21 protein-coding genes are annotated in these 23,746 nt (G+C 70.8%); 13 read left to right on the forward strand and 8 right to left on the reverse strand.

The annotated features are described in order from the left end of the window. The first annotated feature begins 78 nt into the window (after positions 1-78). Positions 79-528, forward strand: a complete 450-nt coding sequence (locus ACWCP8_RS30955) for a PepSY domain-containing protein (RefSeq protein WP_352262879.1) — start codon at positions 79-81, stop codon at positions 526-528. A gap of 561 nt (positions 529-1,089) precedes the next feature. Here ACWCP8_RS30955 and meaB read toward each other — a convergent pair. Continuing rightward, positions 1,090-2,046, reverse strand: a complete 957-nt coding sequence (gene meaB, locus ACWCP8_RS30960) for a methylmalonyl Co-A mutase-associated GTPase MeaB (protein ID WP_326605810.1) — start codon at positions 2,044-2,046, stop codon at positions 1,090-1,092. Positions 2,047-2,090: 44 nt separating this feature from the next. Continuing rightward, entirely contained in the window at positions 2,091-3,293 is a 1,203-nt protein-coding gene (locus ACWCP8_RS30965; protein WP_352262877.1) for an acetyl-CoA C-acetyltransferase, read from the reverse strand. Between the two features lie 135 nt (positions 3,294-3,428). Between ACWCP8_RS30965 and mce the strand changes: the two genes are divergently transcribed. The 7 genes from mce to ACWCP8_RS31000 all read left to right on the forward strand — a co-directional run bounded on the left by mce (position 3,429) and on the right by ACWCP8_RS31000 (position 13,010). Further along, positions 3,429-3,857 carry a methylmalonyl-CoA epimerase gene (mce, locus tag ACWCP8_RS30970; protein ID WP_451119470.1) on the forward strand — a complete coding sequence of 143 codons (429 nt, stop codon included), beginning with the start codon at positions 3,429-3,431 and terminating at the stop codon, positions 3,855-3,857. Positions 3,858-4,017: 160 nt separating this feature from the next. After that, positions 4,018-7,812, forward strand: coding sequence for a polarized growth protein Scy (scy, locus tag ACWCP8_RS30975; RefSeq protein WP_451119472.1), 3,795 nt, complete (start codon positions 4,018-4,020; stop codon positions 7,810-7,812). A 186-nt stretch (positions 7,813-7,998) separates the two neighbouring features. After that, positions 7,999-8,937: a coiled-coil domain-containing protein gene (locus tag ACWCP8_RS30980; RefSeq protein ID WP_352262872.1), complete on the forward strand. Its 939-nt coding sequence runs from the start codon at positions 7,999-8,001 to the stop codon at positions 8,935-8,937. 86 nt (positions 8,938-9,023) lie between these two features. Further along, entirely contained in the window at positions 9,024-10,022 is a 999-nt protein-coding gene (locus tag ACWCP8_RS30985) for an ATP-binding cassette domain-containing protein (protein WP_382828774.1), read from the forward strand. Between the two features lie 5 nt (positions 10,023-10,027). After that, a complete protein-coding gene (locus ACWCP8_RS30990) occupies positions 10,028-10,807 on the forward strand; it encodes an ABC transporter permease (RefSeq protein WP_352262868.1) in 780 nt (259 codons plus the stop codon). Between the two features lie 191 nt (positions 10,808-10,998). Beyond that, entirely contained in the window at positions 10,999-12,120 is a 1,122-nt protein-coding gene (locus ACWCP8_RS30995) for an ABC transporter ATP-binding protein (RefSeq protein ID WP_352262866.1), read from the forward strand. Beyond that, positions 12,117-13,010, forward strand: coding sequence for an ABC transporter permease subunit (locus ACWCP8_RS31000; RefSeq protein ID WP_352262865.1), 894 nt, complete (start codon positions 12,117-12,119; stop codon positions 13,008-13,010). The genes ACWCP8_RS30995 and ACWCP8_RS31000 overlap by 4 nt, the downstream gene beginning before the upstream one ends. Before the next feature lie 21 nt (positions 13,011-13,031). Here ACWCP8_RS31000 and ACWCP8_RS31005 read toward each other — a convergent pair whose 3' ends face one another. Then, on the reverse strand, positions 13,032-13,361 hold the full coding sequence (locus tag ACWCP8_RS31005; RefSeq protein ID WP_352262863.1) for an ATP/GTP-binding protein: 330 nt from the start codon (positions 13,359-13,361) through the stop codon (positions 13,032-13,034). Positions 13,362-13,570: 209 nt separating this feature from the next. Between ACWCP8_RS31005 and ACWCP8_RS31010 the strand changes: the two genes are divergently transcribed. Continuing rightward, entirely contained in the window at positions 13,571-14,623 is a 1,053-nt protein-coding gene (locus ACWCP8_RS31010) for an LLM class flavin-dependent oxidoreductase (RefSeq protein ID WP_352262862.1), read from the forward strand. A gap of 77 nt (positions 14,624-14,700) precedes the next feature. On the opposite strand, the gene ACWCP8_RS31015 is transcribed toward ACWCP8_RS31010, so the two are convergent. After that, positions 14,701-15,093: an SCO5389 family protein gene (locus tag ACWCP8_RS31015; RefSeq protein WP_030971516.1), complete on the reverse strand. Its 393-nt coding sequence runs from the start codon at positions 15,091-15,093 to the stop codon at positions 14,701-14,703. Positions 15,094-15,364: 271 nt separating this feature from the next. Between ACWCP8_RS31015 and nucS the strand changes: the two genes are divergently transcribed. Continuing rightward, a complete protein-coding gene (nucS, locus tag ACWCP8_RS31020) occupies positions 15,365-16,036 on the forward strand; it encodes an endonuclease NucS (RefSeq protein ID WP_451119476.1) in 672 nt (223 codons plus the stop codon). A gap of 106 nt (positions 16,037-16,142) precedes the next feature. Here nucS and ACWCP8_RS31025 read toward each other — a convergent pair whose 3' ends face one another. From ACWCP8_RS31025 to ACWCP8_RS31035, 3 genes are all read right to left on the reverse strand, one after another. Continuing rightward, complete coding sequence (locus tag ACWCP8_RS31025; RefSeq protein ID WP_451119478.1) at positions 16,143-18,629, reverse strand: ATP-binding protein; 2,487 nt, start codon at positions 18,627-18,629, stop codon at positions 16,143-16,145. Between the two features lie 231 nt (positions 18,630-18,860). Next, complete coding sequence (locus tag ACWCP8_RS31030) at positions 18,861-19,184, reverse strand: STAS domain-containing protein (RefSeq protein WP_352262858.1); 324 nt, start codon at positions 19,182-19,184, stop codon at positions 18,861-18,863. Between the two features lie 225 nt (positions 19,185-19,409). Next, on the reverse strand, positions 19,410-20,258 hold the full coding sequence (locus ACWCP8_RS31035; RefSeq protein ID WP_352262856.1) for a 3-hydroxyacyl-CoA dehydrogenase family protein: 849 nt from the start codon (positions 20,256-20,258) through the stop codon (positions 19,410-19,412). 302 nt (positions 20,259-20,560) lie between these two features. Between ACWCP8_RS31035 and ACWCP8_RS31040 the strand changes: the two genes are divergently transcribed. Further along, positions 20,561-21,133, forward strand: a complete 573-nt coding sequence (locus tag ACWCP8_RS31040) for a cob(I)yrinic acid a,c-diamide adenosyltransferase (RefSeq protein ID WP_352262855.1) — start codon at positions 20,561-20,563, stop codon at positions 21,131-21,133. A 30-nt stretch (positions 21,134-21,163) separates the two neighbouring features. Here the strand turns inward: ACWCP8_RS31040 and ACWCP8_RS31045 are convergent, their stop codons facing one another. Next, entirely contained in the window at positions 21,164-21,724 is a 561-nt protein-coding gene (locus tag ACWCP8_RS31045; protein WP_352262853.1) for a hypothetical protein, read from the reverse strand. Positions 21,725-21,875: 151 nt separating this feature from the next. Between ACWCP8_RS31045 and ACWCP8_RS31050 the strand changes: the two genes are divergently transcribed. Both ACWCP8_RS31050 and ACWCP8_RS31055 read left to right on the forward strand, forming a co-directional pair. Next, positions 21,876-23,072 (forward strand): sensor histidine kinase, encoded by a 1,197-nt coding sequence (locus ACWCP8_RS31050; RefSeq protein ID WP_352262851.1) that lies wholly within the window; start codon positions 21,876-21,878, stop codon positions 23,070-23,072. Further along, positions 23,069-23,719: a response regulator gene (locus ACWCP8_RS31055; RefSeq protein ID WP_451119481.1), complete on the forward strand. Its 651-nt coding sequence runs from the start codon at positions 23,069-23,071 to the stop codon at positions 23,717-23,719. The genes ACWCP8_RS31050 and ACWCP8_RS31055 overlap by 4 nt, the downstream gene beginning before the upstream one ends. Positions 23,720-23,746: the final 27 nt, after the last annotated feature.

Raw genomic sequence — 23,746 nt, forward strand, 5'->3', positions numbered from 1 at the left:
GCTTCAGGCTGCGTTCAGCATCGGTGCGCCACGGTGGTTCACGTTGCACACGGGCAACCCACATCGGGAGGAACCCTCATGAAGCACAGGATCGCCATCGCCGCCGTCACCGCGGCCGTACTCATCGGCGGCGGGACCGCCACGGCCGCCGCCTTCGCCGACGACAGCGGCCGGCACAACCACGACAGCGCGAAGGTGCTCGGCAAGCACACCTCCGACGACAACAACAACCACCGCGACCTGCAAACGCCGCGGCCGGCCCAGGTCACACGCTCCGCTGCGATGGACGCCGCTCTGCGCTCGGCGCCCGGCACGGTCACCTCGATCGAGCTCGACGACGCCGACCGGAGCGGCGGAGCGCAGCACTGGGAGGTCGAGATCAACGGCAAGGACGGCAGGCATCACGAGCTGAACGTGGACGCCACGACCGCCGAAGTCACCCCCGACCACGCGGACGACGGCCACCACGGGGGCGACCGGCCCGGGCACGACCGGCACGACGACCGCGACGACCGCGACGACGACTGATCAGGGGGCGAAGCCCGAGAGCGCCGTCCCGGCGGCGAAGATCAGTAACACCACGTCGCCTCTCGCGATCAGCTCCGGCTCGGCCCTCCCCTTGGGCCGGCCGGAGTTGAGCTTCATGTTCTTGCTGTTGACGTCTCCCGCGCGGGCGTGGCCGGCGGGAGCCCTGGGCCCTGGGTCGGCGCGACAGCCAGGGCGGGGACGCAGTCTGTTGCCTGGGTGGGCAGTTGATGCGGCAGCAGCTGGCTGCCGCCGGCGGTCTCGGTCGGTGTGCGGCCGGGCAGCAGCGGGCCGTCCAGGGCGCGGACCCGAGCCGGTTCCCTGCCGTACTCGGCCGATCCGTCCGGGCGAGTCCTCACGCAGCGGCCCCAGCATGTGCCGCTGCCTCCGGTGTGCATGACACGTGTCGGGCCGCAATCCTGCCACGCGCCGCTCGGGGACCGCGCGACCGGACCCGCACGGCCGGCAGCGCGAACAGCACACCAGGGTCCGACAACTGACGCATTCTCAGCACACACCGCCCCGGGCGGAAGGCGGCCCGCACGCCGCCCGCCGCCCCGGGTGTCAGGCCCCGGTGATTCCCGCCACCAGTTCGTCCGCCGCGGCGTACGGGTCCAGGCTGCCCGCCACGATGCGTTCGGCCAGGGAGTCCAGCCGGCGGTCACCGTGGAGGTCGCCGATGCGTTCGCGGAGTCTGGTGACCGCGATCGTCTCGACCTCGCGGGCCGCGCGCGCTGCCCGCCGCTCAGCGAGGACGCCGTGCTCCTCCATCCACGCCCGGTGCTTCTCCAGCGCCTCGACGACCTCGTCGATGCCCTCGCCCCGGGCGGCGACCGTCTTCACGATCGGCGGCCGCCAGTCGCCGGGCCCCCGGGACTCCCCGAGGCCCAGCATGTGGTTGAGCTCACGCGCGGTGGCGTCCGCACCGTCCCGGTCGGCCTTGTTGACGACGTACACATCGCCGATCTCCAGGATTCCGGCCTTCGCCGCCTGGATGCCGTCGCCCATGCCCGGGGCGAGCAGGACCACGGAGGTGTCGGCCTGGGAGGCGATCTCCACCTCCGACTGGCCGACGCCGACCGTCTCCACCAGGATCACGTCGCAGCCCGCCGCGTCCAGCACCCGGATCGCCTGCGGCGCCGACCAGGCGAGGCCGCCGAGATGTCCGCGGGTGGCCATGGAACGGATGTAGACGCCGGGGTCGGAGGCGTGCTCCGACATCCGGACCCGGTCGCCGAGGAGCGCGCCCCCGGAGAACGGCGACGACGGGTCGACAGCCAGCACACCGACGCGCTTGCCGGCCCGCCGGTACGCCGAGACGAGCGCCGACGTGGAGGTCGACTTGCCGACACCGGGCGAACCGGTCAGGCCGACGACGTACGCGTTCCCGGCCAGCGGCGCGAGGGCCGCCATCACCTCGCGCAGCTGCGGCGACGCCCCCTCCACCAGCGAGATGAGCCGGGCCACGGCCCGCGGCCGGCCCTCACGGGCCTGCTCGACCAGGGTGGGGACGTCCACCATTACCGCTCCGTTCGGTTCGCTCTGCAGCTGCGTACGTACGACTACTACTTGCCCGGAACGCGAATGATCAGCGCATCGCCCTGGCCGCCACCGCCGCACAGCGCCGCCGCACCCGTGCCGCCGCCACGCCTCTTCAGCTCCAGCGCCAGGTGCAGCACCACACGGGCGCCGGACATCCCGATCGGGTGACCCAGCGCGATCGCGCCGCCGTTGACGTTCACCTTTTCCGGGGAGACGCCGAGGTCCTTCATCGACTGGACGGCGACGGCCGCGAACGCCTCGTTGATCTCGATGAGGTCGAGGTCCTCGACGGAGAGGCCGTCCTTCTTCAGCGCGTGCTTGATCGCGTTGGACGGCTGGGACTGCAGCGAGTTGTCCGGGCCCGCCACATTGCCGTGCGCACCGATCTCGGCGATCCAGTCCAGGCCCAGCTCCTCGGCCTTGGCCTTGCTCATCACGACGACCGCCGCGGCGCCGTCGGAGATCTGCGAGGAGGTGCCGGCGGTGATCGTGCCGTCCTTGGCGAAGGCCGGGCGCAGCTTGCCGAGGGACTCGACGGTCGTCTCGGCGCGGATGCCCTCGTCCTTGGAGAAGAGGACCGGGTCGCCCTTGCGCTGCGGGATCTCGACCGGGGTGATCTCGGCCTCGAAGAGACCGTTCTTCTGGGCGGCGGCGGCACGCTGGTGGGACAGGGCACCGATCTCGTCCTGGTCCAGGCGGTTCAGACCGAGGCGGGTGTTGTGCTTCTCGGTGGACTCACCCATCGGGATGTTTTCGTACGCGTCGGTCAGACCGTCGTACGCCATCGAGTCGAGCATCTCGATCGCGCCGTACTTGTAGCCCTCGCGGGACTTCGGGAGCAGGTGCGGGGCGTTGGTCATGGACTCCTGGCCACCGGCCACCACGACGTCGAACTCGCCGGCGCGGATCAGCTGGTCGGCCAGCGCGATCGCGTCGAGCCCGGACAGACAGACCTTGTTGACGGTGAGCGCCGGAACGTTCATCGGGATGCCGGCCTTGACCGCGGCCTGGCGTGCCGGGATCTGCCCCGCCCCGGCCTGGAGCACCTGGCCCATGATCACGTACTCGACCTGGTCGCCGCCGATGCCGGCCCGGTCCAGCGCGGCCTTGATGGCGAAGCCGCCGAGGTCGGCTGCGGAGAAGCTCTTCAGGGAGCCGAGAAGACGCCCCATGGGCGTACGGGCGCCCGCGACGATCACTGAGGTGGTACCGGTCGTTCCGGACATGAGGCACGGCCCCTTGGATTAGATGTGAACGAGGGTTTACTCGAATGTACTGAGCGGTACCCCGCCCGTCATCCTGCGGCGGGTGTGATCGCGCGCACGTTGCGTAACCATCGGTGGAGCGCTCCACTGTTGTCCATGCTGACGCGAATCGACCACATCGGGATCGCCTGTTTCGACCTCGACAGGACTGTCGAGTTCTACCGCTCGACCTATGGCTTCGAAGTGTTCCACTCCGAGGTGAACGAGGAGCAGGGCGTACGGGAGGCCATGCTCAAGATCAATGAGACCTCGGACGGCGGTGCCTCCTACCTCCAGTTGCTCGAACCCACTCGCGAGGACTCGGCCGTCGGTAAATGGCTGGCCAAGAACGGCGAGGGGGTCCACCACATCGCCTTCGGCACCGCAGACGTCGACGCGGACGCCGCGAACATCCGTTCCAAGGGCGTCCGGGTGCTGTACGACGAGCCCAGAACCGGGTCGATGGGGTCCCGGATCACCTTCCTGCACCCCAAGGACTGCCACGGCGTCCTCACCGAACTGGTCACGTCCGCAGCGGAGCACTGACCTCCGGATACCTGGCCCGGTACAGTGGGCAATTCCGGGCCGGGGCCGGGTCGGGGCCGCGCCCCCAGCCGTTGATCTGTCACCATTCCCCGGGGGACCGTTCGCCGGCGAGCGGTACTCGTTTGGAGAGTTGCGACCAGGGGACGGATGGGACCGCGCAGTGCGGGGCTACGAACGCCAGGAGAGCCACCGAGCTGAAGACGACCATCTCTCGCGGTTCGAAGCCGAGATGGACCGGCTGAAGACCGACCGGGAGAAGGCCGTCCAGCACGCCGAGGACCTCGGTTACCAGGTCGAGGTCTTGCGCGCCAAGCTGCACGAGGCTCGGCGCAATCTTGCGACCCGTCCCGCGTACGACAGCGCGGACATCGGCTACCAGGCCGAACAGTTGCTCCGTAATGCCCAGATCCAGGCCGATCAGCTGCGTACCGACGCCGAGCGCGAGCTCCGTGACGCCCGGGCGCAGACGCAGCGGATCCTGCAGGAGCACGCCGAGCACCAGGCACGGCTGCAGGCCGAGCTGCACAACGAGGCCGTGCAGCGGCGGCAGCAGCTCGACCAGGAGCTCGCAGAACGCCGCCAGACCGTCGAATCGCACGTCAACGAGAACGTCGCCTGGGCCGAGCAGCTGCGGGCCCGGACCGAGTCCCAGGCCCGCCGGCTGCTCGACGAGTCGCGGGCCGAGGCCGAGCAGGCCCTGGCCGCCGCCCGCGCGGAGACCGCCCGGCTCGCGGACGAGACCCGGCAGCGGCTCGGCTCCGAGGCGGAGTCCGCCCGCGCCGAGGCCGAGACGATCCTGCTGCGCGCCCGTAAGGACGCCGAGCGGCTGCTCAACGCCGCGTCCAGCCAGGCGCACGAGGCCACCAGTCACGCCGAGCAGCTGCGTACGTCGACGAACGCGGAGACCGAGCAGACCCGGCAGCAGACCGCCGAACTGAACCGGGCCGCCGAGCAGCGCATGCAGGAGGCCGAGACGCAGCTGCGGGAGGCCCGCCTGGAGGCCGAGAAGGTCCTCACCGAGGCGAAGGAGGCCGCGGTCAAGCGGCTGGCTGGCGCCGAGTCGCAGAACGAGCAGCGCACCCGTACGGCCAAGTCGGAGATCGCCCGGCTGGTCGGCGAGGCCACGAAGGACGCCGAGGTGCTGAAGGCGGAGGCCGAGCAGGCGCTCGCCGACGCCCGCGCCGAGGCGGAGCGGCTCACGTCCGAGGCGACGGAGAGGGCCCGCACAGCGGCCGCCGAGGACACCGCGGCGCAGCTCGCCAAGGCGGCCAGGACCGCCGAGGAGGTGCTGACCAAGGCGTCCGAGGACGCGAAGTCCACCACCCGTGCGGCGAGCGAGGAGGCCGACCGGATCCGCCGCGAGGCGGAGGCCGAGGCGGACCGGCTGCACGGCGAGGCGGCGGAGCAGGCCGACCAGCTCAAGGGCGCGGCCAAGGACGACACCAAGGAGTACCGGGCCAAGACGGTCGAGCTGCAGGAGGAGGCGCGCAGGCTGCGCGGCGAGGCCGAGCAGCTGCGCTCCGAGGCGGTCGCCGAGGGCGAGCGGATCCGTGGCGAGGCCCGCCGCGAGGCCGTCCAGCAGATCGAGGAGGGCGCGAAGACCGCCGAGGGACTGCTGTCCAAGGCGAAGGCGGACGCGGAGGAGCTGCGGACCTCCGCGGGCAGCGAGAGCGAACGGGTCCGTGCCGAGGCGATCGAGCGCGCCACGGTGCTGCGCAAGCAGGCCGAGGAGGCCCTGGAGCGGGCCCGCGCAGAGGCCGAGCGGCTGCGTACCGAGTCCGAGGAACAGGCGGAGTCCACCACGGCCGCGGCCGAGCGGGCGGCGGCGGAGCTCCGTGAGGAGACCGAGCGCGCGGTCGCGGCCCGGCACGCCGAGGCGGCCGACGACCTGATCCGGCTGCACACCGAGGCCGAGACCCGGGTCACCACCGCCGAGCAGGCGCTCACGGACGCGCGCGCCGAGGCGGAGCGGATCCGGCGCGAGACGAACGAGGAGTCCGAGCGGCTGCGCGCGGAGGCCGCCGAGCGGCTGCGCGCCCTGCAGGAGCAGGCGGAGACCGAGGCCGAGCGGCTGCGCGACGAGGCGGCGGCGGATGCGTCGCAGTCCCGCGCGGAGGGCGAGGCCGTCGCCGTACGGCTGCGCAGCGAGGCGGCCGCCGAGGCGGAGCGGCTCAGGACCGAGGCACAGGAGAACGCCGACCGGGTGCGGTCCGAGGCCGCGGCCGCGGCCGAACGGGTCGGCACCGAGGCCGCCGAGGCGCTGGCCGCCGCCCAGGAGGAGGCGAACCGGCGCCGCCGCGAGGCCGAGGAGACCCTCGACGCCGCGCGCACGGAGGCCACCCAGGAGCGCGAGCGGGCCCGCGAGCAGAGCGAGGAGCTCCTTGCCTCCGCCCGCAAGCGGGTCGAGGAGGCGCAGGCCGAGGCCCAGCGGCTGGTCGGCGAGGCGGACGCCCGGGCGACCGAGATGGTCTCCGCCGCCGAGCAGACCGCCCAGCAGGTACGGGATTCGGTCTCCGGGCTCCAGGAGCAGGCCGAGGCGGAGATCGCCGGGCTGCGCTCCACCGCCGAGCATGTCGCGGAGCGGACGAAGTCCGAGGCACAGGAGGAGGCGGACCGGGTCCGCGCCGACGCGTACGCGGAGCGGGAGCGGGCCGGCGAGGACTCGGCACGGATCCGCCGGGAGGCCCAGGAGGAGTCCGAGGCCGCGAAAGCGATGGCCGAGCGGACCGTCAGCGACGCGATCACCGAGTCGGAGCGGCTGCGCACGGACACCGCGGAGTACAGCCAGCGGGTGCGTACCGAGGCGTCAAACGCGCTGGCCTCGGCCGAGCAGGACGCCGCGCGCAGCCGCGCGGAGGCCCGCGAGGACGCCAACCGGATGCGTTCGGACGCCGCGGCCCAGGCCGACCGGCTGGTGGGCGAGTCGACGGGCGAGGCCGAGCGGATCCTCACCGAGACGACGCAGCAGGCGATCGAGCTCGTCGGCGACGCCACCAACGAGGCGGAGCGACTCCGTGCGGAGGCGGCAGCCACCGTCGGCTCGGCGCAGGAGCACGCGGCCCGTACCCGCGAGGAGTCGGAGCGGGTGCGCGCCGACGCGGAGGCGGCGGCCGAGCAGATGCGCGGAGAGGCCCGCGAGGAGACGGACCGGCTGCTCGACGAGGCGCGCGAGGCGGCGGCGAAGCGCCGTGCCGACGCCGCCGAGCAGGCCGACCAGCTCGTCAACAAGGCCCAGGAGGAAGCGTTGCGCTCCGCCACCGAGGCCGAGAAGCAGTCCGACACGATGGTCGGCGTGGCCCGCAAGGAGGCCGTGCGAATCACCGCGGAGGCGACCGTCGAGGGCAACTCCCTGGTGGAGCGGGCCCGTGCGGACGCGGACGAGCTGCTGGTCGGCGCCCGCCGGGACGCCACGGCCGTACGGGAGCGGGCCGAGGAGCTCCGGGCCCGTCTGGAGAGCGAGATCGAGGAGCTGCACGACCGGGCGCGGCGCGAGACCTCCGAGCAGATGAAGACGGCGGGCGAGCGCGTCGACAAGCTGATGAAGGCGGCGACGGAGCAGCGCGAAGAGGCTGCGGCGAAGGCCAAGGAGCTGCTGGCGGACGCGAACTCGGAGGCGAGCAAGGTCCGGATCGCCGCGGTGAAGCGGGCCGAGTCGCTGCTGAAGGAGGCCGAGCAGAAGAAGGCCAGCTTGGTCCGCGAGGCCGAGAAGCTGCGCGCAGATGCCGAGCAGGAGGCGAAGAAGACGGTGGACGAGGGCCGTCGCGAGCTCGATGTCCTGGTGCGTCGGCGCGAGGACATCAACACGGAGATCTCCCGTGTCCAAGACGTCCTGGAGGCGTTGGAGTCGTTCGAGGCACCGGGCGGCGGTAAGGGGGCGGGCGGCGGTTCCACGGGCGGCGTCAAAGCCGCGGCCTCGGCCGGCACTCGATCGAGTGGCAAGTCGTCCGAGGGGTAGTCACCCGGCCCAGTCACATGCTTCGACAAGGAGGTTCGCCCCTCCGAGTGGCAAGGGTTCCGGGGGGTTAGCCACTCAAAAGGGGTGTCATTCTCCAGATCAAACGGGCATCCGCTCGATGACACGCCGCTCGGGCCCCTAGGATTCCCCCTATCACCTCACCGGTCTTACTTCGACAGGAACCCCATGAGTGACCCTTCCTCCCCCTTCGGCTTCGAGCTCGTGCGGCGTGGTTACGACCGCGGTCAGGTGGATGACCGCATTACCAAGCTCGTCGCCGACCGTGATAGCGCTCTCACCCGCATCACGTCTCTGGAAAAGCGCATCGAGGAGCTGCACCTCGAAACGCAGAACGCCCAGGCCCAGGTGAACGACGCGGAGCCGTCGTACGCCGGTCTCGGTGCGCGCGTGGAGAAGATCCTCCGCCTCGCCGAGGAGGAGGCGAAGGACCTGCGCGAGGAGGCCCGTCGCGCCGCCGAGCAGCACCGCGAGCTCGCCGAGTCGGCCGCCCAGCAGGTGCGCAACGACGCCGAGTCGTTCGCGACCGAGCGCAAGGCGAAGGCCGAGGACGAGGGCGTACGCATTGTCGAGAAGGCCAAGGGTGAGGCCACCTCGCTGCGTACCGAGGCCCAGAAGGACGCGGCGCAGAAGCGCGAGGAGGCGGACGCCCTCTTCGAGGAGACCCGCGCCAAGGCCGCCCAGGCCGCCGCGGACTTCGAGACCAACCTGGCCAAGCGCCGCGACCAGTCGGAGCGCGACCTCGCGTCCCGTCAGGCCAAGGCCGAGAAGCGCCTTGCCGAGATCGAGCACCGTGCCGAGCAGCTCCGCCTGGAGGCCGAGAAGCTCCGTACGGACGCCGAGCGCCGGGCCCGCCAGACGGTGGAGACCGCGCAGCGCCAGGCCGAGGACATCGTGGCCGACGCGAACGCGAAGGCCGACCGGATCCGCAGCGAATCGGAGCGCGAGCTGGCGGCGCTCACCAACCGCCGCGACTCGATCAACGCGCAGCTGACCAACGTCCGCGAGATGCTGGCGACGCTGACCGGTGCCGCGGTGGCCGCCGCCGGTTCGCCGGTGGACGACGAGCCCGTCACCCGTGGGGTCCCGGCTCAGCAGACCCGCTGACCCCGCAGTACCTCAGCTGTACCCCCTGCGCGCCCGGTTCCGCCCTTGTGGTGGCGCCGGGCGCGCGCCCGTTCTAGCGTGAGCGCATGATCGAGCTTGATGGTCTCACCAAGCGCTTCGGTAACAAGGTTGCCGTCGACCACCTCTCATGCCAGGTCAGGCCTGGAATGGTGACGGGCTTCCTGGGCCCGAACGGGGCGGGCAAATCCACCACGATGCGGATGATGCTCGATCTCGACAACCCGACCAGCGGATCGGTGCGGATCGACGGCAAGCACTACCGCGAGCTGTCGGAACCCCTGAAGCACATGGGCGCGCTGCTCGATGCCAAGTCGATGCACGGCGGCCGCAGCGCGTACAACAATCTCCTCTGTCTCGCGCAGAGCAATCGCATCCCGGAGAGCCGTGTCCCGGAAGTTCTCGACACCGTCGGCCTGAGCGCGGTGGCGAAGAAGAAGTCCAAGTCGTTCTCCCTCGGTATGGGTCAGCGGCTCGGAATCGCCGCCGCGCTGCTCGGTGATCCCGAGATCTTGATGTTCGACGAACCCGTCAATGGTCTGGACCCCGAGGGAATTCACTGGATTCGCAATCTGATGAAGACGCTCGCGGCGGAAGGCCGGACGATCTTCGTCTCCTCGCACCTGATGAGCGAAATGGCCCTCACCGCGGAACACTTGATCGTCATCGGCCAGGGCCGGCTGCTCGCCGACACCTCGATGGCCGACTTCATCCACCAGAACTCGCGCAGTTACGTACGGATGCGCTCCCCGCAGCAGGAACGGCTGCGCGATGTGCTGCACGAGGCGGGCATCATCGCGGTCGAATCGGGGAGCGGCGTACTGGAGATCGACGGCGCCACCAGCGAACAGCTCGGCGAGCTGGCCGCGCAGCACCGGATCGTGCTGCATGAGCTGAGCTCCCAGCGAGCCTCGCTGGAGGAGGCGTTCATGCAGATGACGGCGGACTCCGTGGAGTACCACGCCCACGCGGACCACGCCGGGCCGCAGCCGGCGCTCGCGGGCCCGCAGTGGGGCGAGCAGTGGAACCTGCAGTCCGGCACCCCCGGCCCCGGAAAGGGGGCGTGACGACGATGGCATCGGTACCCGCGGTCCTGAACTCCGAGTGGACCAAGATCCGTACGGTCTCCTCGACCACCTGGACCCTGATCTCCGCGTTCGTCGTCACCGTGGCGATGAGCGCGGCACTCTGCGCACTGATGAACGCCCAGTTCGACGACCTCCCCGCACCGGAGAGGGCCACCTTCGACCCGACGTTCCTCAGCTTCTCCGGCATGATCCTCGGTCAGCTGGCGATGGTCGTCTTCGGTGTCCTGGTGGTCGGTACGGAGTACAGCTCCGGCATGATCCGCACCTCGCTGGCCGCCGTACCGCAGCGCGGCTCGTTCCTCTTCAGCAAGATCGCGGTCGCCGGCGCCCTCGCCCTGGTGGTCGGCCTCGCCACCAGCTTCGTCACCTTCTTCCTCGGCCAGGCCCTCCTCGGCGACCACCGCACGGACATCGGTGCGGACAACGTCCTGCGCGCGGTCTTCGGCGGCGGCCTCTACATGGGCCTGATCGCGATCTTCTCCATGGGCGTGGCCACGATGCTGCGCAGCTCGATGCTGTCGCTCGGCATCCTGATGCCGTTCTTCTTCCTGGTGTCCCAGATCCTGTCGGCGGTCCCGGGCGCCAAGGACGTGGCCCGCTACTTCCCGGACCGGGCCGGCTCCAAGATCATGCAGGTGGTTCCGGACGCCATGCGCAGCAGCCCGGCCCCGTACGGACCGTGGGGCGGGCTCGGCATTCTGGCGGCGTGGGTGGTGGCCGCGCTGATCGGCGGCTATCTCGTACTCAAGAAGCGGGACGCGTGATCCCGGAGGAAGCGGGAGGAAGCGGAGGAAAGCAGGAGGAAGAGATCCGGTTCGGTCCGATACGTGGGTGACGCACCCCTGCAACGGCTTGGCCGGAACCGTCAAGGCCTGGATATCCTCCTAACTCTTACGGGGGGCGTGCGGCCGGTCGGCCTGGGCCCCGACGACAGATAAGTCGATGGGGCTGGAGCATGATCGAGGCAGTCGGCCTGACCAAGCGCTACGGCGCGAAGACGGCCGTGTACAACCTTTCCTTCCAGGTGCGGCCGGGTGCCGTCACCGGATTCCTCGGTCCCAACGGGTCGGGCAAGTCCACCACCATGCGCATGATGCTCGGCCTGGACCGTCCGACATCGGGCCATGTGACGATCGGCGGGCATGCATTCCGCAGCCTGCCGAACGCCCCGCGCCAGGTGGGTGCGCTGCTGGACGCCAAGGCGGTGCACGGTGGCCGCAGCGCCCGCAATCACCTGCTCTCGCTGGCCCAGCTCGCCGGTATTCCGGCCGCCCGGGTCGACGAGGTGCTCGGCGTCGTCGGTCTGCAGGACGTCGCGAGGAAGCGGTCCAAGGGGTTCTCGCTCGGCATGGGGCAGCGGCTCGGGATCGCGGCGGCGCTGCTCGGCGACCCACAGGTGCTGCTCTTCGACGAGCCGGTCAACGGTCTCGACCCCGAGGGCATCCTCTGGGTCCGGAACCTGATGAAGATGCTCGCCTCCGAGGGGCGCACGGTCTTCGTCTCCAGCCACCTGATGAGCGAGATGGCGCTCACCGCCGACCATCTGATCGTGATCGGCCGCGGGCAGCTGCTCGCCGATATGAGCGTCAAGGACTTCATCTCCGCCAACTCGGCCGATTTCGCCCGGGTACGGGTCCCGGACGCGCAGCCGGAGCTGCGGGAGAAGCTGACCGCGTCGATCACCGAGGCGGGTGGCCGGGTCATGTCGGAGCCGGACGGGGCGTTGCGCGTCACCGGACTGCAGCTGTCGCGGATCAGCGATCTGGCGCACGAGTCGGACGTCCGGCTGTGGGAGCTCTCGCCGCACCAGGCCTCGCTGGAGGAGGCGTACATGCGGATGACGCAGGGCGCCGTGGACTACCGCTCGACGGTGGACCAGAAGGCCGGGCTGCAGCAGCCCATGATGGGCGGCGGGTACGCGCAGCCGCCCGTCCACGAGGTGCCGCAGCAGGGCTGGTACGCCCCGCCGCCGCCCGGACAGAACCCGTACGCGGCGCCCCCCGTGGCCGCCCCGGCCGTGCCCGCCGCCGGCCCCGCAGACCTGACCCAGCGCGACACCAGCGAGGACGCCCGATGACAACGCCGCCGACCCCGCAGGCGCCGTACCAGCAGCAGGCGCAGCAGTATCCGCAGCAGCCCCCGGCCCCGCAGCAGAACTGGCAGGGGGCACCCGCCGGCCTCTACGCCTCGCCGATCCCGCAGCGGCGCGCCACCCTCGGTGACGCGCTCGCCTCCGAGTGGACCAAGATCCGTTCCGTGCGCTCCACGATGTGGACGCTCGGCATCATGATCGTGCTGCTGCTCGGCATCGGGCTGCTGTCGGCGATCGCCGTCGACGCGTCCGGTTCCGAGCTCGGCAACACCCCCGTGCTCAGCCTCGGTTTCTTCGGGGTGCTCCTCGGTTCGATCTGCGTGATCACGCTCGGCGTGATGACCATCGCCTCCGAGTACGGCACGGGCATGATCCGTACGACGCTGACGGCCTGCCCCAGCCGCGGCCGGGTACTGACCGCGAAGGCGGTCGTCTTCTTCCTGCTCACCTTCGTCATCACGACCGTGACGACCGCGCTCGTCGCGGTGATGCAGACGGCCATGCTCGGCGGCGTGGAGCCGACCGGCGGCGACTGGCTGCGCGCCACGGTCGGTGTCGGCCTCTACATCGCGACGCTGGGGCTGCTGTCGCTCGCGGTGGGCGCCCTCATCCGGCACTCCGCCGGCGCGATCACGATCATGATCGCCGTGGTGCTGCTGCCGCTCGTGCTGGCCATGTTCATGTTCTCGCAGTCGCTCGCCGACGTGCAGCAGGCGCTCTTCGAGTACTCGATCCCCAGCCAGCTCGGCGCGTTCTACGACGCCTCGGTCGCCTCGTCGGGGCCGTCCGGCTGGGAGCCGCTCTGGATCATGCTCGGCGTCACGGCCGTGGCCATGATCGGCGCCTATGCGTCGCTGGACAGGCGCGACGTCTGACCCGTCAGCGGCCGGCGCAGCTCAGTAGCGCGGCGCGTTCCTGGACCGCTGCACCCTTGTGGTGCGGCGGTCCTTCGCATTCCAGCAGGCCTTGTGCCAGTGCCTGCGGTCGTCGATCCCGCCGTACTCGGACCAGGCCACGAGATGCGGAACGCCGGACGGGATCTCCTGGTCGCAGCCGGGGCAGCGGTACCGCTTGCCCGCCGCGCTCGCGCCGCTCACCGGGCGGACCGACCACTGCTCGCCCTGCCACTCCTCGGCGCGCCCGCCCCCGCCGTACCGCTCGCCCGCCGCGCTTGCGCTGCCGGTGGGACTCTCGCCGCCTCGGGGGCGGTTGCGGCGCGGGGACACGTGACACCTCACTGGGCGGGCGGGCAGTTCCCGTCCAGCGTAGGGCCATTCGGACGGGGCAGGCGTCCAGGAGGCCCCGGAACGGGGCCGGGACAGGACCGGGTTACCGGAAAATCGCAACAACTTCGCCGTGGACCGTGCCTTTGGCACGTGTCAGACGTTGTTGCCTATAGGGGAGAGCCGTGTCGGCCGCAAGGAGGCAATTGGCGATGCGCGTGGGAACGTTTGTACTGGCAGCCCAGTTTCCGGGCCAGGGGCCGGGTGAAGCGCTGCATCGCGCGATCCGGTCCACCGAGGTCGCGGAGGAATCCGGACTCGATTCGGTCTGGCTGGCCGAGCATCATTTCGTGCCGTACGGGGTCTGCCCGTCCGCCGTCACCCTGGCCGCGCTGCTGCTCGGCCGCACCCGCAGAATCAGGGTCGGTACGGCGGTGAGCGTGCTGCCGTCCCAGCATCCGGTGGCGCTGGGCGAGCAGGCCGCGCTGCTCCATCTCACCAGCGGGGGCAGGTTCTCCCTCGGCGTGGGACGGGGCGGCCCCTGGGTGGATCTGGAGGTGTTCGGAGGGGGCCTGGAGGCGTACGAGAACGGCTTCCCCGAGTCGTTGGAGCTGCTGCTCGACTGGCTGAGCAAACCGCGCGTGGCGGGCCGTGGGGAGCGATTCGGCTTCCGTGAGGTCGCGGTGGTCCCCCGCGCCGACGAACTCCTCGACGAGCACCGCGAGGACACCGCGCAGGGGCCGGGCGGCCCCGAGGTGATCGTCGCGTGCACCTCGCCGAAGAGCGTGAAGCTCGCCGCGGAGAACGGCCTGCCGATGCTCCTCGGCATGCACTGCGGGGACGAGGAGAAGGCCGAGATGGTCGCCCTGTGGCGCTCCACCGCCCTCGCCGCGGGCCGTTCCCCGGAGAGCGTCCGGGACGCGGGCCATGTCTCCGCGGGCGTCGCCCAGATCACGGACCGGCGCGAGGAGGCCGTGGAGACGCTCGTGAAGGCGATGCCGGGCTGGCTGCGGCAGGGGCTCGACGCCCATGTGACGGTCGACGGCAGGCACCGGGTGATGCGCGATCCGGTCGCGTACACGGAGTTGCTGTGCGGTCTTCATCCGGTGGGCCCGCCCCGGCTCGCGGCCGACCGGCTCGCCGCCACCGCCGAGCGGACGGGCATCACCAGGTTCGCGCTCCTGGCGGAGGGTTCGGGAGATCTCGCGGCCACGGAGGAGAACGTAGCGCGGCTGGGCACCGAGGTACTGCCACTCCTGACATGAACACCCGTACGGGTACGGGGAGCTGCCGCCCCGAAGCCAGTTGCACCTCCCGCGGCCCGGAGCGACAGCAGAAGCGTTCAGCAGTCCCGTAGTTCGGGCGACTGGTTGAGCAACTGACCTCTCACCGAGGTGAATCGGGCCAACCGCTCGTCGACCGAGGCGTCCAGCGGGAACACCGCGACGCGGTGGCAGTTCTGGAATGCCAGGCGCACCCCGAAGTGCCGCTGCAACGCGCCGCGTATCGCATCACTCGCGAGCGCACGCAACAGCTGACCACGTGCCTGCTCGTCCGGCGGCGGCGTCTGGTTGTCGGCGAACTCTCCGCCGTCGACCTTCAGCTGGGCCACCAGAGAGCTGATCATCTCCCATGCGTAGGGCAGGGAGGTCCGGACGCAGTCGACGAAGTCGGCTTCGTCGACCTCGCCTCGCTCGGCCTGTTCCAACAGCGCCGGTGAGACGTCGAGCGACATGGGTTCTCCTCTCGCGACCCCGGCGGTCGGCCGGGGCCTTACGGGCAGGGAAGGAGGACGGCGACGCAGCGTACACACACGGCGACCTCCTGCTTCCACGGTAAGGGCGCAGTCCGGGCCGCACCAGGAGATTGGGAACACAACCGGCCAATAACGAAGGTGCGCAAAGAGGGGCAAGCCCGCGGGCGGGAAGGGCTGTGGCAGGCGGTGGTGGTGGGTTGCCGGAGGGAGAATCGCGTGGAGCACCCGTCGTCGAGTAGCGTTGCCGACCATGCGTCTCGTCATCGCCCGCTGCTCCGTGGACTACGCGGGCCGGCTCACGGCCCACCTGCCCTCCGCTCCCCGTCTCATCCTGGTCAAGGCGGACGGGAGCGTCTCGATCCACGCCGACGACAGGGCGTACAAACCCCTCAACTGGATGTCACCGCCCTGCACACTGAAGGAGGGCGCCGACGACACCGAAGGCGTCTGGACCGTGGTGAACAAAGCGGGCGAGAAATTGATCATCACGATGGAGGAGATCCTCCACGACTCGTCGCACGAGCTGGGCGTCGATCCCGGCCTCATCAAGGACGGCGTGGAAGCGCACCTGCAGGAGCTGCTCGCCGACCGGATCGAGACCCTCGGCGAGGGCTACACCCTGATCCGCCGCGAGTACCCCACCGCCATCGGCCCGGTCGACATCCTGTGCCGGGACGCCGACGGGAAGACCGTCGCCGTCGAGCTCAAGCGCCGTGGTGACATCGACGGTGTGGAGCAGCTGACCCGCTACCTGGAGCTGCTCAACCGCGATCCCCATCTCGCCCCGGTGAAGGGCATCTTCGCGGCGCAGGAGATCAAGCCGCAGGCCCGGGTGCTGGCGACGGACCGGGGAATCGGCTGTGTGGTCCTCGACTACGACGCCATGCGCGGCATCGAGGACGACAAGCTGCGGCTCTTCTGACGCCGTCCCCCGCAATACGCGAACCCCTGCATGCGCAAGGCCCCGGACCGCCGATGTACGGTCCGGGGCCTTGCGCGTACGGGTGCCTGTTCGTACGGGTCCCGTCTCAGGCCACCGTCGGCTCCGCCGTGGTGCCGGACTCGCTCGCCGTCGTCGACGGACCGCTCGCCGAGACGGACGTGTCCGGCGTGGTCGGTCCCGATTCCGTCTCGGTCGGGCTGGGGCTGTCCGTCGGCCCCGTCGGGGTCGGGGTCGGCGTGGGTGTCCCGGTCGGAGGTTTCGTGGGGGACTTGGTCGGCGACTTGGTGGGCGTGCCCGGTGTGCTGGGCCTCCCGGTCGACGGCCTGCCCGATGACGACGGGCTGTCGCTCGGCCCGGTCGATCCCGTGGACGGCGCACCGCTGCCGCTCGGGGTGGTCCGACTGCCGGACGGCCCCGGCGACGAGGGACTCCCACTCGACGAGCCCTTGCCCGGTGTCGAGGCGTCCGTCGGCTCGTCGGCCGGGAGCCCGCTGTCGCCGTCGCCCTCGTCGGCCGGCTGCTCGGTCGTGACGCCGCCGCCGTCCCGGGCGTCGCTGCTGGACGTCATGCCGAGCGTCACCACCGTGCCGAGCACAGCCACCAGCGCGACACCCGCGCCCGCCGCGACGAGATTGCGCCGGGCGCCGCCCAGCAGCGCAGCCTTGCGGCCGCCTGACGCACCGGTGCCTGCCGCCGGGGCGACCCGGGATATCAGCGCGGTCTCGTCCTCGGACGTACGCGGCGCGGCCTTCGGCCCGCTCACCGGTATGACGACGGGCGGCCGCGGCGACTCCTCGTACCGCGAGGCCGGCACCTCCTCGCCCGACGGGCGGCCGCCGGGCACCTGTCCGCCGGAGCGGTCGGCGACCAGGGCGAGCGCGCGGCGTCCGGCCACCGCCCCGGACTTGTCGGCGAGCGCGCCGCGCATACCGATCGAGGCCTCCAGCTCGGCCCTGGCCCGGTCGAGATTGCCGGTACAGAGCGCGAGGACGCCCAACTCGTGGTGGAAGTAGGCCTCTTCGGCGACCTCACCGGCGATCCTGGCAGCCTCCTGCCCGAGCCGCAGGGCCTTCTCCCAGCCGCCCCAGTGCAGCCCGGCGGCGAAGGCGGGGGCCGCGCTGCGCGCCAGCAGCACGGCTGCGCTGGTCTGTCCGGCCCCGTCGCCGGGGACCAGCTGGGTCATGGCCGCGATGATCGCGTCGGCCTCGGCGACCGCGCGGGCAGGGGTGACCGAGGGATGCCCGGACCACCAGGCGTAGTGCTGGGCCGCCGTACGGGCCCGGTCGGCCGCGTCCTCGCCGTATCCGGCGGCCTCCAGCTGGGCGAGGACACCGGCGGCCAGCCGGTAGCGGGGACCGGCCGGGGAGAGCAGTCCGCAGCCGGCCAGCTCGCCGAGCGCGGCATCGGCGTGGGTGTCCCCCACAAGGGCCGGCAGATGCGCCTGGTGCGGCACCTCGCCGCCGAGTGCGACCGCGAAGTGCAGGGTGTCGCGCGCGGGCTCGCTGAGCCGGGAGGCGAGCAGCGCGGCGGGCGCGGCGCCCTCGCCGAGGCTGGGCAGCGGTACGTCGTGGCCGTCGGCATCGGCGTCCTGGCCGAAGGCGTCGAAGGAATCGTCGACGGGCCGGCCGTCGAAGTAGCCGTGCTCGTCGTACGCGGTGGGGTCGGTGCCCAGCATGTCGCGCTGGCGCAGCAGGGCGCCCGCCTGGACGAAACGCAGCGGCAGCCCCTCGGACTCGAACCAGAGGTCACCCGCCCAGTTCGCCTCGTCCTCGGTGAGCGACCGCTCGACGACCTGTTCCAGCAGGTCGACCGAGGCGCTGCGGCCCAGCCCGGCGAGGAAGACCTCTTCGAGGTGCGAGTCGGCGGTGGGTGCGGCTATGTCGGGTGTCGCGGCGAGCAGGAACGCGCACTCCGGCGTCGCGTCGAGCAGCTCCTCCAGCGCGGCCCCGCCGAACTCCAGGTCGTCGAGGACGACGACGGCGCCGATGCCCCGGACCTTTTCGAGGAGGACGGCGCGGTCGGGGCGTAGCAGCGGCGCGTCGAAGACCGCCTCGTAGAGCCCGTACAGCAGGTCAGTGGCGGTGCGCTTGTAGCCGCAGAGCCGTACGACTCCGTCCGGTGCGAGGTCCGCGCAGTCGGCGGCGACGGCGTTCAGCAGCGCGGTGCGTCCGGATCCGGCCGGTCCGGTGAGCCGCACCGAGCGGCCGCGCGCCAGCAGGCGCACCAGCCGCTCACGCTCCTCAGCGCGCTCCAGGAGCGGCAGTTGGGGGGAGGGAGGTCCCGGCGGTACGGGTGGTGCGGCGGCGCGGTCGCGGTCGGTGCGCTCGGCGGGGGTGCGGCGAACCGGAGTGGCGGGCTGCTCCCCCGGCGGGCACAGCTCGACCTCGCTGCCGTCGACCGGGTTGACGGTGAGGAGGAAGTCGCCGGGAAAGAGCTGCACGACGCGAGCCTGCTGCGGCGACTGCTGGCCGAATTCGGTGAGCGGGTCACGGGACCGCCGTCGGCCGGTGTCCTCGCCGTAGCCGTCATTGTCATGGCCGAAAACTTCCGGCCCTCGGTGTGTCGAGTCCATCGCCAAACCCCCCAGATGCGTCGCGCACGGTTGCCCCTCCCGGCCTCGCACGCCCTGCTGTCGCTTCTGGTCCGGTGTCCGCCGCATGGGTTCCGTCAATCGGCGGACGGCCGAACCCTAAACCGTCGCACAGTATCTACAAACCATCGGGGTGCCGCGCCGTCCAGGACGTCACGGTCTCGTGAGGATTGTGCGGATTCGGGCGGGAGGACGAGCGCCCCTACGCCCGTGCTAAACCCGCGGCAGGGAGTCCGCGGCGATTCCGCCTTCGATCGCCAGAATGCGGTGCAGTCTCGTCGCCACCAGCAGGCGCTGCATCTGTGGCGGCACACCACGGAGCACCAGCCGCCGTCCGGCCCGCCCGGCCCGGCGGTGCGCGCCCATGATGACGCCGAGACCGGTGGCGTCCCAGGAATCCAGCTCGGTCAGGTCGAGAATCAGGTCGCCGACCCCGTCGTCGAGGGCCGCATGCAGGACCGTACGGGCGTCCGCCGCGCTTCGGACGTCGAGGCGGCCCCCGACGACCAGCTCGGCGTGGTCGCCCCTGATGTGCATATGCGCTCCCCGGAAATGCTCCATGGCACGGTCGTCTGTCTGTTTCTGTCTCTGCCACAACTGACTGCGGCAACGACAGGGAAGTTTCCGTCTGTAAGCGAACCGATACCGAATTCACTCCGTGGAGTGAATTCGGCCCGCTCAAGGACCACCGCAGCCGGGGAGTGACCCCCGTCTCCCCCGGGCGTGATCGACGGCAATCAGTCGCCCAGGGGCCGAGAACAATCAGTAGGTGTAGAAGCCCTGCCCGCTCTTGCGGCCGATGTCACCTGCATCGACCATCCGGCGCATCAGCTCGGGTGCGGCAAACTTCTCGTCCTGCGACTCGGTGTAGATGTTGGACGTGGCGTGCAGCAGGATGTCGACGCCGGTGAGGTCCGCCGTCGCGAGTGGGCCCATGGCGTGGCCGAAGCCCAGCTTGCAGGCGATGTCGATGTCCTCGGCCGTGGCGACGCCCGACTCGTACAGCTTGGCGGCCTCGACCACCAGCGCCGAGATCAGCCGGGTGGTGACGAACCCGGCGACGTCACGGTTGACGACGATGCAGGTCTTGCCCACGGACTCGGCGAACTCCCGTGCGGTGGCGAGCGTTTCGTCGCTCGTCTTGTAGCCGCGCACCAGCTCGCAGAGCTGCATCATCGGAACCGGCGAGAAGAAGTGCACACCGACGACACGCTCCGGGCGCTCCGTCACGGCCGCGATCTTGGTGATCGGGATGGCGGAGGTGTTCGAGGCGAGGACGGCGTCGTCCCGCACGATCTTGTCGAGGGCCCGGAAGATCTCGTGCTTGACCTCGAGCTTCTCGAAGACGGCCTCGACGACGACATCCGCGTCGGCGACCGCGTCGAGGTCGGTGGTCGTGGTGATGCGGGCCAGCGCGGCGTCGGCGTCGGCCGCCTCCAGCTTGCCCTTGGAGACGAACTTGTCGTACGAGGCCTTGATGCCGTCGCGCCCACGAGCCAGGGCCTCGTCGGTGACATCACGCAGCACGACGTCCCAGCCCGCCTGGGCGGAGACCTGCGCGATACCGGACCCCATGAGTCCGGCCCCGATGACGGCGAGCTTCCTGGCCACGTTCGCACCCCTTTGTGTCAGTCCTCGACGGCCGACGTCCACGACGGCTCCCCGGACATATTCGTAACGCTTGTTCACATGCTCTCCGGCGGAGATTAGTACCCGTGAGGCGCGCTGGGGCAGTGAAGAGATACGCGTCACGTCTCACATGACGGACATCACACCGGGACACGTCATTCGGCGGCGCACCGCGCGCAGTTGAGCACCCTGTCGCCGAGGAAACCGTGAAGTCCTCTTGGCGTGCGCGTCCGCCCGTGTTCCGGACCGCCGGAGCGGGAGGGGGCCCGGATAGGCTCGGCCGCATGGTCAATCTGACGCGCATCTATACCCGTACCGGCGACCAGGGCACCACCGCCCTCGGCGACATGAGCCGCACCGCCAAGACCGATCTGCGGATCTCGGCGTACGCGGACACCAATGAGGCCAACGCCGTCATCGGTACGGCGATCGCGCTCGGCCAATTGCCGCAGGAGGTCGTGAAGGTCCTCGTCCGCGTGCAGAACGACCTGTTCGACGTGGGCGCGGATCTGTCGACGCCGGTCGCCGAGAAGCCGAAGTATCCGCCGCTGCGGGTCGAGCAGAATTACGTCGACAGGCTGGAGGCGGACTGCGACCACTTCCTGGAGCCCCTGGAGAAGCTGCGGAGCTTCATCCTGCCGGGCGGTACGCCGGGCGCCGCGCTGCTCCACCAGGCGTGCACGGTGGTCCGGCGTGCCGAGCGGTCCACCTGGGCGGCACTGGAAGTGCACGGTGACGTGATGAACGCGCTGACGGCGACCTACCTCAACCGCCTCTCCGACCTTCTGTTCATCCTGGCGAGGACGGCGAACAAGGAAGTCGGCGACGTGCTGTGGGTGCCGGGCGGCGAGCGGTAGACCGAGCCCGTCCGGCGGCCGTCCCCGTCGTCAGTCGCCGGACGCCCCCGGCGAGCCGCTCGGCCCCCGCTTCGGGAAGACCGTGTAGCTCCCCGCGATGATCACATTGATCCCGATCACGAAGAGCATCGTCTGCTGCCAGGACCGCAGCGAACCGATGTCCCCGACGTCGCCGACATACCGGATCGCCCCCTGCAGCAGGACGAGCGCCGTCACCGCGGCAACCACCCACCGCCCGGCGACCCGCCACTCGTGCGCCGCCCGTGCCATCCCGTACTTCGGCGGCTTCACCGGCGGCGGGCCGCCGGCGAACCGGTGGGCGACGCGGGCGTCGACCCACTTGATGGTGGCGTGGCCGAGTCCGACCGTGAAGCCGATGTAGACGGCAGCCAGCCCGTGCTTCCAGTCGGGCTCGGCGCCGTTCTTCAGGTCGATGGCCGTCACCGCCAGCAGCACCACCTCCAGCAGCGGCTCGCACAGCAGCACGGCCGCTCCGAGCCTGGGCTTCTTCGCCAGGTACCGCAGCGCGAGTCCCGCAGCCAGCAGCACCCAGAAAGCGACTTCGCAGAGCACAATCAGCGTGACGATCACAACACTTCTCCTCCCGGTCCCCTCCAGCCTCCTGTCCGTACCGGCGCGTCACGTCGTCGGCAGTGACGAACCGCGACTGCATCCTTCGATGTAGCCAGGTCTCACTCCCAGTACGGAGGCCGGCGGCAAGGGGGCCGTGTTGGATGGGAAGGTGCTCATTCCTGTCCGCCCGCACCGCGACGACGTACTCATCGCGGTCATCGGGTTGTTCAGCGGTGTGTTCCTGACGGCTGTCGGCCTCTACATGCAGCGTGGCCGGCCGCTCGACTCGCCGTGGATCCCGCTGGTGCCGCTCGTCGTGATGTCGGGACTGGAGCTGCTGCGCCGGTCCGCGCCCCAGACCGCGCTGGTCATCGGCACGCTTGCGCTGATCGCTGACCAGTTCACGGCCGGAAATCTGGCGACCGTACTGATGTTCACCGACCTCATGTACGCGGCCGTGGTGTACGGAACCCCAGCCGCGGCCCGCCGTATCCCGGTGACCACCTTCCTGATCACGGTCGCGGTCACGATCGGGTTCCTGGCCTGGTTCCGTACCGCCGAGGCGCTGCTCATCGGCATTGTCACCGGCCTGGTCTCGTTCGCGCCGGCCATCACCGGGGTCAGTGTGCGCAACCACCGCGACGCCGCCGCGACCGCCCGGCTGCGCGCGGACCAGACGGCGCTGCTCGCCGAGATGGACCGGACGCAGGCGGTGACCGCCGAGCGCGCCCGGATGGCCCGCGAACTGCACGACATGGTCGCCAACCGTCTCTCCGCGATCGCCATCCACTCCACCGCCGCGCTCTCCATCGACGACCCCGCGACCTCCCGGGACGCGCTCGGTGTCATCCGGCACAACAGCGTCGAGGGCCTGGCCGAAATGCGACGGCTGATCGAGCTCCTGCGTACTGGGAGCAAGGAGGCAAAGCCGAGCGTCGCGCCGACTCTCGCGGCGCTGGACGCGCTGATCGAGCAGACCCGGACGAACGCCGCGTCGAGCGGACTGACCTGCACGCTCCAGGACGTCCGCACCGAGCGGGGCGCGCTGCCGGCGCCGGTCGAGCTGGCCGCGTACCGGATCGTCCAGGAGTCGCTGACGAACGCGCTGAAGCATGGGGCGCCGGGCCCGGTGGTGGTGCGGCTCGACCGGGCCGGGCCATTGCTGACGGTGGAGGTCACAAGTGTGTTCGGGGACCGTCCGGGGCCGCGCGCACCAGGGTCGGGGGCGGGTCTGGTCGGGATGACCGAGCGAGTGGCGCTGCTGGGCGGCGCGTTCGAGGCGGGGCCCGTGACCACCGCGGGCGGGGCGAAGATCTGGCGGGTACGGGCCGAAGTGCCCGTCGAGGAAAGGACCGTGCAGGAATGACGATCCGGGTACTGGTCGCGGAGGACCAGTCGGCCGTGCGCGCAGGGCTGGTGCTCATTCTGGGCAGCGCGCCCGATATCGAGGTCGTCGGGGAGGCGGCGGACGGCGAGGCGGCGGTACATCTCGCCCGTGAACTGCGCCCGGATCTGGTGCTGATGGATGTCCAGATGCCCCGGCTGGACGGGGTGTCGGCGACGAGGCAGGTGGTGGCCGAGCAGTTGGCCGATGTGCTCGTGCTGACGACGTTCGATCTGGACGAGTACGTCTTCGGGGCGCTGCGGGCGGGCGCGGCCGGCTTTCTGCTGAAGAACACCGAGGCGCACGAGCTGCTGGAAGCGGTACGGACGGTGGCGCGCGGCGAGGGCCTGATCGCCCCTGCCGTGACCCGCCGCCTGATCGCCGAGTTCGCCGGGACGACGCCGGCGCGGCCTGCGAACGCACCCGATCCGGCGATTCTCGACGCCCTGACGCGGCGCGAGCGCGAGGTACTCGGATGTCTGGGCGTCGGGCTGTCGAACGCCGAGATCGCGGTGCGTCTTTCGATGGCGGAGGCGACGGTGAAGACGCACGTCAGCAGGTTGCTGGGGAAGCTGGAGCTGCGCAGCAGGGTCCAGGCAGCGGTACTGGCACAGGAGTTGGGGATCTGAGGTTTAGTTCCGTTCTATGGTCCAGAC

This window comes from Streptomyces sp. NPDC002206, from assembly GCF_053593595.1.